The sequence below is a fragment of the Campylobacter sp. CNRCH_2007_0968H genome, from assembly GCF_025773245.1.
GTDB classification, from domain to species: domain Bacteria; phylum Campylobacterota; class Campylobacteria; order Campylobacterales; family Campylobacteraceae; genus Campylobacter_D; species Campylobacter_D lari_D.
On record NZ_JAKMTQ010000007.1, the window covers coordinates 25,488 to 38,997 of the forward strand.

Sequence of the window (13,510 nt, forward strand, 5' to 3'; positions counted from 1 at the left end):
TTATTTTGAGGTTTCATAACCTTGTGATAAAAGTGCATTCATACCACCTTTTAAATCAGTAACTTCTATGCCATTTTGATTTAGCAAAGCAGAAGCTTTAGCACTTCTTGCTCCACTTCTACAAACTATAGCGATAGGTTTTTTGCTTGAAATCTTTTTAATTTCCTCAACGAAATTTTTATTCAAGCTTCCATCTTCATTATAAAAGCTAATTTTAATGGCATTTTTTATTGTGCCAGTTTGTGCCCATTCGCTAGGTTTTCTAATATCGATTACTTGATAATTTTCCAAAATATCCGCATTAATATCTATATTTTTAACTTCTGCTAAAACAAAACTAGCGCAAAGTGCTAAAGATAAAAATATTTTTTTCATAATCAACCTTCTTTTGTTGCTTCATAACCTTGTGATAAAAGCGCTACCATGCCACCATCTAAATTAGTACATTCTATACCTAGAGCATCTTCTATCATCACAGCAGTATGTTTGCTTCTTGAGCCTGTAGCACATACAAAGGCTATGTTTTTATTTTGATAATCTACTTTTTCTTTAAACTCTTGGATAAAGTTTTCATTCATAAAGCCATTATCATCGCAAAGTGCGATGAGTAAAGCTTCTTTTATAACCCCGCTTTTCCATTCGCTAGGAGTTCTTACATCTATAATGCAAAACTCGTGCAAAATATCTTTAGAAATAGCTATATTTTTCATTTTTCTAAAGCCTTAGAAACGATTTTACTTAAAGCATTGTTAAATTGGCTAGGGTTGTCTATACCCATACCTTCACTAAGCTTAGCCATATTTAAAAGAATATGTGCCATTTCATTAGCTAAAGTATCATTTTCTTTTAAGGCTTTTAAAATTTCATGATTAGGATTGATTTCAAGTATAGGTTTAACTTGCTGTTCTTGCCCCATTTGTTTAAGAATTTGTTGCATAGCAAAATCAGGTTTATTTTGATCATAAACAATACAACTTGGACTATTTGAAAGTCTTTGGCTAAGTTTTACCTCTTCAACTTCATCTTTTAAAACTTCTTTTATTTTGATGAGTAAGCTTGCAAATTCAGCCTTTTGTTCTTCGCTAGTTTCTTCACTAGCTAGATGGTTAATAGCGCTAAATTTTAAACCTTCAAATTCATTCATCATAGGCATAACTATGGTATCAATTTCCTCATCAAGTAATAAAACATTGATATTTTTTTGTTTATAGCTTTCAAGAAGCGGAGAATTTCTTAAAAGTTTTTCATTTTTTCCGCTAATATAAAAAATTTCATTTTGACCTTCAGCTAGGTTTTGTTTATACTCTTCAAGATCAATTAATTCTTCTTTATTTGAGTTTTTAAAATATAAAAGCTTAGCTATAGCGTCTTTATTTTCGCCAAAACCATATAAACCCTCTTTTAAAACTTTTCCAAAATTTTCATGGAATTTAAGATAATTTTCTTTATCTTTTTCTTTGAATTTTTTAAGTTCAGCTAGGATTTTTTTAACACTTGCTTCTTGAACGCTTTTTAAGATTTTATTTTCTTGTAAGATTTCACGACTAACATTAAGCGGTAAATCTTCTACATCAATAATCCCACGCACAAATCTTAGATAAGTTGGTAATAATTCTTTATCATCATCACTTATAAAAACTCTTTTAACATAAAGTTTTAAACCACTTTTATAATCTACTCTATAAAGATCAAATGGAGCTTGCGCAGGTATAAAGAATAAAGAATTGTACTCTATAGAACCTTCGGCTTTTGTGTGGATATAAAGCATAGGTTTGTTTGAATCATGGAAGTTTTGTTCATAAAATCTTTCATAATCCTCAGCTTTTAAACTTGCTTTATTTTGTCTCCATAAGGCACTTGCTGTATTAATTTGAGTGTTTTTTAATTCTTTTTTAGGTTCTTTTTCGCCTTCTTCTAGTGGTAAATATTCTTCTTTTTCCATGAAAATAGGAAATTGTATATGATTTGAATATTTTTCTACTATGCTTTCAATGCGGTATGAGTTTAAAAACTCTTCATCTTTTAAATGCAAGGTTATGCAAGTGCCTTGTTCATCTTTATTTGCATCTTCTATTTCATAGCCACTAGCATCAGAAGTCCAAAGATAAGCTTTATCATCTAATGCTTTTTTGCTTAAAACTTCTATTTTGGAAGCTACCATAAAAGCAGAGTAAAAACCTACACCAAATTGTCCTATAAGTTGAGAGTCTTTTTTGGCATCACCACTTAAGTTCTCTAAAAAGCTTTTTGTGCCACTTTTAGCAATGGTTCCAAGATGATTGATTAAATCGTCTTTATTCATACCTATACCATTATCACTTATAGTTAAGGTTTTTGCTTCTTGATTGAAATTAATTTGAATTTTTGGCTCAAATTTTAAATTTTTATAAGCATCATCACTCACGCTTAAATAACTAAGTTTATCAAGTGCATCACTTGCATTAGAAATAAGCTCTCTTAAAAAAATTTCTTTGTTAGAATACAAAGAATGAATCATAAGTTGTAAAAGTTGATTAACTTCAGTTTGAAATTGCATTTATATCTCCTTTATTTAAAAATTAAAAAACCAATCCATACTGCCAAAAGACAAAGGATAACATTTAAAATAATATTTATAAAAAAGTGAAAATAATCACCATTTTGCAAAAATAACAAATTTTCATAAGAAAAAGTTGAAAAAGTTGTAAAGGCACCCAAAAAACCAGTGCTAATTAAATTTTTAGTAAAAATATGCACACCTTTAGAATTTACATAAGAAAAAAATAAACCTATTAAAAATGATCCTATTATATTGACCATTAATGTCCCATAAGGAAAGTTATGAGGAATGATTTTATTAAAAAAGTTGCTAGTAAGCATTCTGGATATGGCCCCTAAAAAGCCTCCAAAACCTACAGCTAAAATCGTACCAATCAAGCTTGTGACCTTTCGCTATCTAAGATTGTTTGCATTTTTTCTCTAGTTTGCTCAAGCCAATCATCTTTACTTGTATCAACAAGATCCAGAAATACCACTTTTAAAACACCACTATTTGCGCTAAAATTTTGGGTATCTAAAATTTTAGCTGAATCAACAATTACCACAGGCTGGACTTTTAACTTAAGCTTTTCACTTAAAATTTTAGCTCCGACTTTAAATTTTAAAAGTTTTTGTGTTTTAGATCTTGTGCCTTCTGGAAAAATGGCTAAAATTCTATCCTCGTTTAATCTTTCTTTGGCTTCTTTTAAAAGCTTTACTAGGCCTTTTGGACTTCTATCTATACAAATAATTTTTGGTTTTTTAATCAAAGTTTTAAAAACAGGGAGTTCGCCTAGTTCTTTTTTAGCTATCCAAGATATATTTTTTGGGCATAAATCTTCCAAAATAACTATATCTAGCAAGCTTTGATGATTGATTAAAAGCAAATTAGCTTGAGGGTGTATAGAACCTTGGGTTTGAATTTTATAGTTTATTACATATTTTTGCAGTTTTGACCATACTTTTCTGATTTTCCAAATTTTTTCTTGCGATTGCAATAATAAAAAGGCAATACATAAAAATATAATAGATAAAATAAATTCTACCCAAAATATTAAAGCTTTAAATCTTTGATAAATCTTCACTTTTCACCCAGCCTATTTTTCCATTATTAAATAAAATTTTTCTGTATTCATCTCTTGAATCTAACACTTCTACTTCTTGTTTGTATTTCCCAGAATAAAAATGAGTTGAGTTTAGAGTTGGTAAAATTTGTACTTTACTTTCAGCTTTTAATATAGCTTTATATATGTTATTTTGAGCTAAAAAACTTGCTATTAGAGCCAAAATTGCCAAACCTAAAGCTGTGTAGCTTTTTTTAAATACAAACCATAAAGCGAAAATACCACACAAGCTCCATAAAAAAACTTGTTTGTAAAAATTAAAATCATTAGTTTTTGGATTTAAATCACTTTGTGTACTTATACTGTCTTCTTTAAGTTCTATTTTTAAGGAAAAATCTTTTAATTCTTTAGAATTTAAATTAAAATAAGAAAAATCAAAACGCGTTTTACTTTTATCTAAAATAGCATAATAAAATCCACTTTGTTTTTCAAAATCGCCTTTAATAGCCTCTACACCTTGTTTTTGGATATCTTTTATGTTAAAACTTGCTAGATTTGTGTTTTCTCCTGCAAGTTCTATAAATAAAATTATACTATCATTATCAAAACTACTCGCTTTTACTTGTTTAACTTCCAAATTGCTTGCAACTATATGTGAGTATTTATTAGAAGGAGCATCGATTTTTTTAAGTTTAATGGGCTTTATAATTAATGATGAGCTTTGAAAAATATGATCATTTCTGCTTAATGAAACGATGATTTTGTTTAAACTAGCATTTAAACTTTTAGCTTCAAACCATAATTTTGTATGATATGAATTAGCCTTTTGTTCCCAAATAGGATTAGGATTGATCCAAAGCATATCATCACTTTTTTCAAAACTCACATTTAAATCAAAACTCACATTAGTTGTGGTAATAACCTCAAGATCTATAGTAAAAGCTTCATCTATGAAAGCTTCATCAGTGTATTCTTTTGCGTTTAATACTAAAGAACCTTGAGGGATGAAATTTTCATCATCGATTTTACTTTCATAATTACTCTCATCACTTGGAGCGATGGTTTGATAAATTTGCTTAGCTTGATCATCTAATTGATTGTAATTTTTTTCTAAAGTGTTATAATCTTCAAAAACACTATTTTCTTGAGCATATAAGTTAAAAGTTAGTAAAAAAAGACAAAAAAATTTGAAGGTTTTTAGCAATTTAAAAATCCTTCAAACATTTTAAGTCCTACTTTTGATCCAAGAATATCATCGCACATTCTTTCAGGATGTGGCATTAATCCAAAGACTTTTTTATTTTCATCACAAATTCCTGCTATATCGTTTAAAGAGCCATTTGGATTGTTGATATATCTTAGTAAGATCATATCTTTATCTTCTAGCATTTTAATACCATCTTCGCTATTAAAATAATTTCCTTCTCCATGGGCAATAGGTAATTCTATGATATCATTTTTTTGAAAATTTTTCAAAAAAGCATTATTATTTGATACTACTTGCAATGCTTGCATTTTAGAAATAAAACTTAAACTATTGTTATGTTTCATAGCTCCTTTTAAAAGTCCAAGTTCTAATAAAATTTGAAAGCCGTTACATATGCCTAGAACATATCCACCTTTTTGAACATGCTCTTTAAGTGTTTTTATAGCAGGAGCAAGTTTTGCAATAGCAGCACATCTTAAATAATCTCCATAAGAAAAACCTCCAGGTAATACGATTAAATCTGCACTAAAATCTTGTCTTTCATGCCAAATGATTTCAGTTTTTACCCCTAATTTTTCAAAGGCATAAGCTGTATCAAACTCACAATTAGTTCCAGGAAAACGAATAATAGCTACTTTCATAATATTATCTCATAATCTTCTATCACAGTATTTGCAAGTAATTCTTTACACATTAAATCAACTTGTTTAAAAGCTTCTTCTTTATCATCACAAGCTATATCAAAACTAATTTGTTTTGAGGTTTTAACATTTGCAATATTATTAAAATCCAAAGAATGCAAAGCCTTTTCTATGGCTTTGCCTTGAGGATCTAAAACCCCATTTTTAAGTGTGATATTTATAGTTACTTTCATTATTTTTCCTAATTTAAAATTCTTTTTAAGACTTCTTCATAGGCCATTTTTACATTACCTAAGTCTTGTCTAAAGCGATCTTTATCTAATTTTTCATTAGTTTTGCTATCCCAAAATCTACAGCTATCAGGACTAATTTCATCAGCTAAGATCATATTTCCTTCATTATCAATACCAAATTCTAATTTAAAGTCAATCAATCTTAAACCTTTAGATTCAAAGAATTTTACTAGAATAGAATTGATATGTCTTGCGGTATTTTTGATTAATTCTAAATCTTTTTCACTTTTTACTAGATTTAAAATCAAACAATGCTCATCATTGATGATAGGATCACCTAAATCATCATTTTTATAACAAAACTCAACTACAGCAAAAGGTAAAATCGTGCCTTCTTTAATGCCTAATCTTTTTGTTAAAGATCCTGTAGCTACATTTCTAGTAATAACTTCAATGGGTATAATATTACATTTTTTAACAATTTGTTCTTTTTCGCTGATGGTTTCTACTAGATGGGTTTTAATGCCTTCTTTTTCTAAGAGATGAAAAATTTCAGTACTAATTTTACAATTTAATGCACCTTTTCCTGCTTCATTACCCTTTTTTTCTGCATTAAAAGCTGTTAAATCATCTTTAAATTCTGTGATGAGCAAATTCTCATCATCAGTTTTAAACATTTTTTTACCTTTTCCTTCATATAAAAGATCTAATTTCATAGCCATTTTACTCTCCTTTTGTAATGTTTAAAATTTTAATCGCATCTATTGCGGTTTTTAGTTGTATGTCATTATTAATTTGTTCTTTGGTAATGATATTTTTATCTTCTTTGTTGTCTTTTTTCTTTTCTTGATGTCCGATTTTATCTAGTTCAGCTTGTAAGTGTTTTTTAAGATCACTTTCTTTGATCTCAAAGCCGTGATTTTCTTCTTTACTTACTTTTCCTGGAAATACTTCTATATCAGGATTAACTCCAACAGCTTGTATAGTTCTACCACTTGGTAAATAATATTTTGCTATAGTAAGTCTCAAGCCTTCTTTACCTTTTTCATCCATAGGTAATATAAGTTGCACACTACCTTTTCCAAAGGTTTTTTCTCCTATGATAATAGCGCGTTTAAAATCCTGCAAAGCCCCACTTACAATCTCGCTCGCACTTGCACTGCCACCATTTACAAGCACTACTAAAGGTGCATTAGTGATTTTTTTACTAGGATTTGCTTTAAATTCTACATTCTCGCTTTCAATTTTACCTTTTTGTGAAACGATTACTCCTTTATCTACAAAAAGATTTACCAAACCCACTGCTTGATTTAAAATACCACCTGGATTGGTTCTAAGATCTAGTATAATTCCTTTTGTATCAGAATGTTTTTTGATCGCTTTACTAGCTTCATCTACAACATTTTTATCAAAATTAGTCACTCTTAAATAAAGTAAATTTTCATTTTCAATTAATTTTGTATAAACACTATCTACTTTTATGATATCTCTTTTTAAATTTACATCAAATGGCTTTGCATCGCCTTTTCTATAAATAGTTAGAGTAACCTTTGTTTTAGGCTCTCCACGCATTTTAGAAACAGCTTCATTTAAAGTCATACCTAAAGTTGATTCGTTATTAATTCTTAAGATAATATCATCAGTTTTAATACCTGCTTTATCCGCTGGACTTCCTTCTATAGGAGCTACAACACTAATTGCTCCATCTTTTTGGGTAATAGTAAAGCCAAGTCCACCAAATTCCCCATTAGTTTGCTCTTTAAGCTCTTTATAACCTTTTTCATCTAAGAAGGAAGAGTGGGCATCTAAATTTGTAAGTAAACCTGCTATGGATTTATCAACCAAATCTGTATAATTAACATCATCAACATAATATTGTTCTATGATAGACATAGTTCTTGTAAGTTTAGATAAAGCTTCTATTTTCTTTTCTGCTTCGCTAGGAGCGGGATTTTTAGCTTGCAAGTTAGTAAAAATAAAAGAAGCGGTTATTAAACTACAAATGCTAGCTGCGATAATAAGATTTCTTTTTGTCTTCAAAGGAAAAACTCCAAAATAAATATGAATTCATAAAATAATTATCTAATTTTAGTTATTTTTGCTTAAAAAATCGTAAATAAAGTAAATATTTTTATGATATTAGCGTGTATATATAAAAAATTATTTATAAATATAACTAAATAAACTTGACAATAATAGACTAAAGTTATATAATACACTTCATATAAAAGTAAAAAGGAGTAAAAATGGCAAATATACAAGATTTTTTAACAGATTCTATGCTTTCAAATATAGAAAGTGCAATTTCTTTGGCCATTCATTCTAAGAATAGCGAAATAAAACCTTTGCATTTATTATGGGCTTTAAGTGTTGATAGCTCCAGTTTGCTTAATCAAGTTTTTAATAAATTAAATGTTTCTAAAGAGGCATTTGAGTTAGAAGTAAAAAGTAAAATTTCATCTTTTCCTACTAGCTCAAATGTAAATAAAGACAATATTAAATTTTCAAATGAATTTATTAATTCTTTAGAAAAAGCAAAAGGCTTGGCTTTAGAAAATAAAGATAGTTATTTAGCTGTGGATATGTGGCTTGTTTCAGAAAGTGCTAGCGGGGTTATTAAGGAACTTTTGTCTAAATTTGTAGATTTAAATGAGTTTAAAAAAGAATTGGAATTTATTAGAGCAGGAGCTAAAATAGAAACTAAAACAAGTGATGAAACACTTGATTCTTTATCTAAATTTGGTATTGATTTGACTATGAAAGCTAAAAACAATGAGCTTGATCCTGTTATAGGTAGGGAAGAAGAAATTCAAAGATTAATGCAAATTTTAATCAGAAAAACTAAAAATAATCCTATTTTATTAGGTGAGCCAGGGGTAGGAAAAACTGCTGTGGTGGAAGCTTTAGCACAAAGGATAGTAAAAAAAGATGTTCCTACTTCATTGCAAAATAAAAAAGTTATAGCTTTAGATATGAGTGCTTTAATAGCAGGGGCAAAATACAGAGGTGAATTTGAAGATAGATTAAAAGCAGTTGTAAATGAAGTAATAAAACATAAGAATGTAATTTTATTTATAGATGAAATTCACACCATTGTAGGTGCAGGTGCAAATGAAGGGAGCATGGATGCAGCAAATATTTTAAAACCTGCTTTAGCAAGAGGTGAGCTTCATACTATAGGTGCTACAACCTTAAAAGAATATAGAAAATATTTTGAAAAAGATGCAGCTTTACAAAGAAGATTTCAGCCTGTAAATGTAGCTGAACCTAGTGTAAATGAAGCTTTGGCTATGCTTAGAGGTATAAAAGAAAAATTAGAAATTCATCATAATGTAACTATCAATGATAGTGCTTTAGTGGCAGCTGCAAAGCTATCTAAGCGTTATATAGCTAATAGATTTTTACCTGATAAAGCGATTGATTTAATTGATGAGGCTGCAGCGGAATTAAAAATGCAAATAGAAAGTGAGCCAAATTCTTTAAGAAAGGTTAGAAAGCAAATTGAAAGTTTGGAAGTAGAAAATGAAGCTTTAAAAATGGAAGAAAATGAAGCTAATGAAAAAAGATTGGAAGAGATTAAAAAAGAATTAGCAAATTTAAAAGAAGAGCAAATCAAACTTAATGCTAAATTTGAAAATGAAAAAGCAGTATTTAATGGCATAAGTGCAAAGAAAAAAGAAATCGATACTTTAAAAAATGAAGCTATTTTGGCTAAAAATAAAGGAGATTTCCAAAAGGCTGCTGAAATAGAATATGGCAAAATTTTAGAGTGTGAAAAAGAGGTTTTAAATTTAGAAGAAAAATGGAAACAAATGACCCAAGAAGGAGTTTTGCTTAAAAATCAAGTAGATGAGGATTTAGTAGCTGGTATTTTAAGTAAATGGACAGGCATTAGTGTGCAAAAAATGCTCACTTCTGAAAAACAAAAATATTTACATATTCAAGAGTATTTACAAGAAAGCGTCATAGGGCAAGATGAGGCTTTGAGTGCTTTAGCTAAAGCTATTAAGCGTAACAAAGCAGGGTTAAATCAAGCAACTAAGCCTATAGGAAGCTTTTTATTTTTAGGGCCAACTGGAGTAGGTAAAACAGAAAGTGCGAAGGCTTTGGCTAAATTTTTATTTGATGATGAAAAAGCTATGGTGCGTTTTGATATGAGTGAATTTATGGAAAAACACAGTGTATCAAGACTTTTAGGTGCACCTCCAGGATATATAGGGCATGAAGAAGGTGGGGAATTAACTGAAGCTGTTAGAAGAAAGCCTTATAGTGTGATTTTATTTGATGAAGTAGAAAAAGCCCATAAAGATGTATTTAATATACTTTTGGGAATTTTAGATGATGGTAGGGCTACAGATAGTAAAGGCGTAACGGTCGATTTTACTAATACTATCATTATCTTAACTTCTAATATAGGTGCAAAATTTATTATGGAGTTAAAGGGCGAAGAAAGAGAAAAAGCTATCAAAGAAGCTCTTAGAAGCTTTTTTAGACCTGAGTTTTTAAATCGTTTGGATGATATTATTACTTTTAATCCTTTGGGAGAAAGTGAAGCTGAAAAAATAGTTAAATTGCTTTTTAATACCTTGCAAAAAAGTCTTGAAAATAGAGGTATTAAAGCAAGCTTGAGTGATAATGCTGCTAGGTTAATAGCAAAGGTTGGTTTTGATGTGGATTTTGGTGCAAGACCATTAAAAAGAGCTTTATATGACATGGTAGAAGATAAATTAAGTGATATGATATTATCGGATGAATTAAATGAAAATGATGAGATTATTATAGATTCTAAAGATGATGAAATCATCATTGTTAAACAATAAGCAAGTGTAATACTTGCTTATTTAGAGTAAAATTATCTTAATAATACTAAATTGTAAATACTTCGTATATTTGATTAAAAAATTATCATTTTTTATCTATTCTTAACAATAAATATTTTAAAATCTTTAATGATATTTCTATAATTTAAGGAACAACAAATGAGTGATTTAGATATTTTTAATCGCCGTTTAGACGCATTAGAAAAACTTCCTCTTTTGAAAAATGAGATTTCTATCTCTAAAGCCTTAGAGCAATCAGGTTTTTCAAGAAGAGATTTTATGAAATGGGCTAGTGCTATGACTGCATTTTTAGCATTACCTGCTAGCTTTACTCCAGTAGTTGCAAGAGCTGCTGAGCTTAGTGATAGACTTCCAGTGATTTGGCTTCATATGGCTGAATGTACAGGATGTTCTGAAAGTTTGTTAAGAAGTGATGCTCCTACTATTGATAGTTTGATTTTTGATCATATTTCTTTAGAATATCATGAAACTATAATGGGTGCTGCGGGTTGGCAAGCTGAACATAATCTTGAAGCTGCTATGGAAAAATACAAAGGTAGATATATCTTAATGGTAGAAGGTGGTATACCAACAGGTGCTACAGAAAACTTTTTAACTATAGGACCACATGGAAAAACAGGAAGACAATTAGCAGAACAAGCCTGTAATGATGCTTTAGCTATTTTTGCTATAGGTACTTGTTCAGCTTTTGGTGGTATCCAAGCTGCTAGACCTAATCCAAGCAATGCTGTAAGCTTAAGTAAAGTAACAAATAAAACAGTTATCAATGTACCAGGTTGTCCTCCAAGTGAAAAAAATATTATAGGTAATGTGATTCATTACATATTGTATCAAACATTGCCAGCACTTGATGCCTACAATAGACCAAAATGGGCTTATGGGTTAAGAATTCATGATCTTTGTGAAAGAAGAGGACGCTTTGATGCGGGTGAATTTGTGCAACAATTTGGTGATGAGGGAGCAAAAAAAGGATATTGTCTTTATAAAGTAGGTTGTAAAGGCCCTTATACTTTTAATAATTGCTCAAGAGAGAGATTTAATCAACATACTTCATGGCCAATCCAAGCAGGACATGGTTGTATAGGCTGTTCTGAACCTGATTTTTGGGATACTATGGGACCTTTTGAAGAAGTGATGGCAGGAAGATTATTTGATACTGTTTATGGCTTGGGTGCTGATAGCATTTCAGATAAAATTGGTATAGGTGTGCTTTGTGTAACAGGCGTAGCTGTTGCTGCGCATGCTGTAATTGCTTCATTAGAAAAAAATAAGGATTAAAAATGTCAAAAAGAATTATTATAGATCCACTTACTAGAATAGAAGGACATTTAAGAGTTGAAGTAGTGGTTGATGAAAATAATGTCATTAAAGAAGCATATTCAGGATCGACTTTATGGAGAGGGATTGAAACTATTGTAAAAGGTCGTGATCCAAGAGATGCAGGCTTTTTAACTCAAAGAATTTGTGGTGTTTGTACTTTTTCACATTATAGAGCAGGGATTATCGCAGTAGAAAATGCTTTAGGTATTACTCCGCCACTAAATGCAGTTTTAACTAGAACTTTAATGAATGCAGCTTTATACATGCATGATCATCCTGTACATTTTTATCAACTTCATGGTCTTGATTTTGTTGATGTTGTAAGTGCTTTAAGTGCTGATGTAAAAAAAGCAAGTGATGAAGCATTTAAATATACTGATATGCCTTATGCAACAGGTGCAGATAAGCTTTTAGAAGTTCAGCAAAGACTAAAAATCTTTGTAGATAAAGGAAATCTTGGACCATTTGCAAATGCTTATTATGGACATGCGACTTATCGCTTTACTCCTGAGCAAAACCTTATTGCACTTTCGCATTATTTAGAATGTTTAAGAATTCAAAGAACAATAGCTCAAGCTATGGCGATTTTTGGTGCTAAAAATCCTCATCCACAAAGTTTAACAGTAGGTGGTGTAACTTGTGTTATGGATCTTTTAAACCCATCAAGAATGGCTGAATATATGACTAAATTCCAAGAAGTAGCTGATTTTATTAATCGTGCTTATTATCCGGATTTAATCATGGCAGCTAAAGCTTACTCTAAAGAAGCAAGTGTATTAAATGATGTAGGGGTAAATAACTTCTATACTGAGAGAGAATTCCAAATTTCAAGTGATGAGTGGTTGTTTGAAGGTGGTATTATTAGAAATGGTGATTTGAGTAAGGTTGAAGAAGTAGATGAAGCTAAAATCACCGAAGAAGCTACAAGATCATGGTATGCAGACAATGAAGCTTTACATCCTTATGATGGTAAAACTAATCCAAACTATACAGGCTTAATTGATGGTGAAAGCATCGATGATAAAGGCAATATAGTTCATAGTAAGGTATTTGATATTAAAGGCAAATATAGCTGGATTAAAGCTCCAAGATATGAAAATTTACCTATGCAAGTTGGACCATTAGCAAATATTTTAGTAAATTATGCTAAGGGTAATAAAATTGTAGTAGAAGCAGTTGATTCTTTCTTAAAAGCTACGAATTTACCAGTTCAAGCACTTATGAGCACTTTAGGAAGAACAGGTGCTAGAGCAATTGAAGCTAAAATTATTGCTGATCATGGCTTGAAAGCATTTAATTCTTTGGTTGAAAATTTAAAAACAGATGAAAGCACTTGTACTACTTATGTAATTGATAAAAACAAAGAATACAAAGGTAGATTTATGGGAAGTGCACCTCGTGGTGCGTTAAGCCATTGGTGTAGGATTAAAAATGGTGTAATTGAAAATTGGCAAGCAGTAGTTCCTTCTACTTGGAATGCAAGTCCAAAAGATGCAAATGGAGTAGGTGGTAGCTATGAACAATGTCTTATTGGTATGAAACTAGCTGATGTTAAACAGCCTTTAGAAGTAATAAGAGCTATTCACTCTTATGATCCTTGTATAGCATGTGCAGTACATGTAATGGATACTAAAGGTAATAATCTTAGCGAGTATAAAGTTAATGTAAATTTATAAGGAAAGGACTT

General features: G+C 30.1%; 13 protein-coding genes. 3 read left to right on the plus strand and 10 right to left on the minus strand.

Annotation, left to right across the window (positions count from 1 at the left end; translation table 11 throughout):
* From L8Y18_RS05065 to L8Y18_RS05110, 10 genes are read right to left on the minus strand one after another with little or no spacing between them, the layout of a single operon-like run.
* Window positions 1-375 (minus strand): rhodanese-like domain-containing protein, encoded by a 375-nt coding sequence (locus tag L8Y18_RS05065; RefSeq protein WP_263676394.1) that lies wholly within the window; start codon window positions 373-375, stop codon window positions 1-3.
* A 2-nt stretch (window positions 376-377) separates the two neighbouring features.
* Entirely contained in the window at window positions 378-710 is a 333-nt protein-coding gene (locus L8Y18_RS05070; protein WP_263676395.1) for a rhodanese-like domain-containing protein, read from the minus strand.
* Window positions 707-2,536, minus strand: a complete 1,830-nt coding sequence (gene htpG / locus L8Y18_RS05075; RefSeq protein WP_263661335.1) for a molecular chaperone HtpG — start codon at window positions 2,534-2,536, stop codon at window positions 707-709. The genes L8Y18_RS05070 and htpG overlap by 4 nt, the downstream gene beginning before the upstream one ends.
* Before the next feature lie 11 nt (window positions 2,537-2,547).
* Window positions 2,548-2,916 (minus strand): fluoride efflux transporter CrcB, encoded by a 369-nt coding sequence (gene crcB / locus L8Y18_RS05080; RefSeq protein ID WP_220566236.1) that lies wholly within the window; start codon window positions 2,914-2,916, stop codon window positions 2,548-2,550.
* A complete protein-coding gene (locus tag L8Y18_RS05085; protein ID WP_263660309.1) occupies window positions 2,913-3,602 on the minus strand; it encodes a lysophospholipid acyltransferase family protein in 690 nt (229 codons plus the stop codon). The genes crcB and L8Y18_RS05085 overlap by 4 nt, the downstream gene beginning before the upstream one ends.
* Complete coding sequence (locus tag L8Y18_RS05090; protein WP_263659677.1) at window positions 3,580-4,785, minus strand: hypothetical protein; 1,206 nt, start codon at window positions 4,783-4,785, stop codon at window positions 3,580-3,582. The genes L8Y18_RS05085 and L8Y18_RS05090 overlap by 23 nt, the downstream gene beginning before the upstream one ends.
* The gene (gene purQ, locus L8Y18_RS05095; protein WP_133318939.1) at window positions 4,779-5,429 is read right to left on the minus strand and encodes a phosphoribosylformylglycinamidine synthase subunit PurQ; all 651 of its coding nucleotides are present in this window, start codon (window positions 5,427-5,429) and stop codon (window positions 4,779-4,781) included. Before purQ ends, L8Y18_RS05090 begins: the two co-directional genes overlap by 7 nt.
* On the minus strand, window positions 5,426-5,662 hold the full coding sequence (purS, locus tag L8Y18_RS05100; RefSeq protein WP_133318938.1) for a phosphoribosylformylglycinamidine synthase subunit PurS: 237 nt from the start codon (window positions 5,660-5,662) through the stop codon (window positions 5,426-5,428). The genes purQ and purS overlap by 4 nt, the downstream gene beginning before the upstream one ends.
* An 8-nt stretch (window positions 5,663-5,670) precedes the next feature.
* A complete protein-coding gene (gene purC, locus L8Y18_RS05105; protein ID WP_263659703.1) occupies window positions 5,671-6,378 on the minus strand; it encodes a phosphoribosylaminoimidazolesuccinocarboxamide synthase in 708 nt (235 codons plus the stop codon).
* A gap of 7 nt (window positions 6,379-6,385) precedes the next feature.
* Window positions 6,386-7,702 carry a S41 family peptidase gene (locus tag L8Y18_RS05110; protein WP_318529583.1) on the minus strand — a complete coding sequence of 439 codons (1,317 nt, stop codon included), beginning with the start codon at window positions 7,700-7,702 and terminating at the stop codon, window positions 6,386-6,388.
* A 206-nt stretch (window positions 7,703-7,908) separates the two neighbouring features.
* Between L8Y18_RS05110 and L8Y18_RS05115 the strand changes: the two genes are divergently transcribed.
* From L8Y18_RS05115 to L8Y18_RS05125, 3 genes are all read left to right on the plus strand, one after another.
* Window positions 7,909-10,482 (plus strand): ATP-dependent Clp protease ATP-binding subunit, encoded by a 2,574-nt coding sequence (locus L8Y18_RS05115; protein WP_263662427.1) that lies wholly within the window; start codon window positions 7,909-7,911, stop codon window positions 10,480-10,482.
* 159 nt (window positions 10,483-10,641) lie between these two features.
* Window positions 10,642-11,781 carry a hydrogenase small subunit gene (locus L8Y18_RS05120; protein WP_133318935.1) on the plus strand — a complete coding sequence of 380 codons (1,140 nt, stop codon included), beginning with the start codon at window positions 10,642-10,644 and terminating at the stop codon, window positions 11,779-11,781.
* Between the two features lie 2 nt (window positions 11,782-11,783).
* Window positions 11,784-13,499: a nickel-dependent hydrogenase large subunit gene (locus L8Y18_RS05125; RefSeq protein WP_263676396.1), complete on the plus strand. Its 1,716-nt coding sequence runs from the start codon at window positions 11,784-11,786 to the stop codon at window positions 13,497-13,499.
* Window positions 13,500-13,510: the final 11 nt, after the last annotated feature.

What these genes read in the sequence shown, in the direction of transcription:
- L8Y18_RS05115 (WP_263662427.1), top strand. Translation starts at nt 7,909, where the DNA reads ATGGCAAATATACAAGATTTTTTAACAGATTCTATGCTTTCAAATATA.
- L8Y18_RS05070 (WP_263676395.1), bottom strand. Translation starts at nt 710, where the DNA reads ATGAAAAATATAGCTATTTCTAAAGATATTTTGCACGAGTTTTGCATT.
- purS (WP_133318938.1), bottom strand. Translation starts at nt 5,662, where the DNA reads ATGAAAGTAACTATAAATATCACACTTAAAAATGGGGTTTTAGATCCT.
- purC (WP_263659703.1), bottom strand. Translation starts at nt 6,378, where the DNA reads ATGAAATTAGATCTTTTATATGAAGGAAAAGGTAAAAAAATGTTTAAA.
- L8Y18_RS05125 (WP_263676396.1), top strand. Translation starts at nt 11,784, where the DNA reads ATGTCAAAAAGAATTATTATAGATCCACTTACTAGAATAGAAGGACAT.
- htpG (WP_263661335.1), bottom strand. Translation starts at nt 2,536, where the DNA reads ATGCAATTTCAAACTGAAGTTAATCAACTTTTACAACTTATGATTCAT.
- L8Y18_RS05065 (WP_263676394.1), bottom strand. Translation starts at nt 375, where the DNA reads ATGAAAAAAATATTTTTATCTTTAGCACTTTGCGCTAGTTTTGTTTTA.
- purQ (WP_133318939.1), bottom strand. Translation starts at nt 5,429, where the DNA reads ATGAAAGTAGCTATTATTCGTTTTCCTGGAACTAATTGTGAGTTTGAT.
- L8Y18_RS05120 (WP_133318935.1), top strand. Translation starts at nt 10,642, where the DNA reads ATGAGTGATTTAGATATTTTTAATCGCCGTTTAGACGCATTAGAAAAA.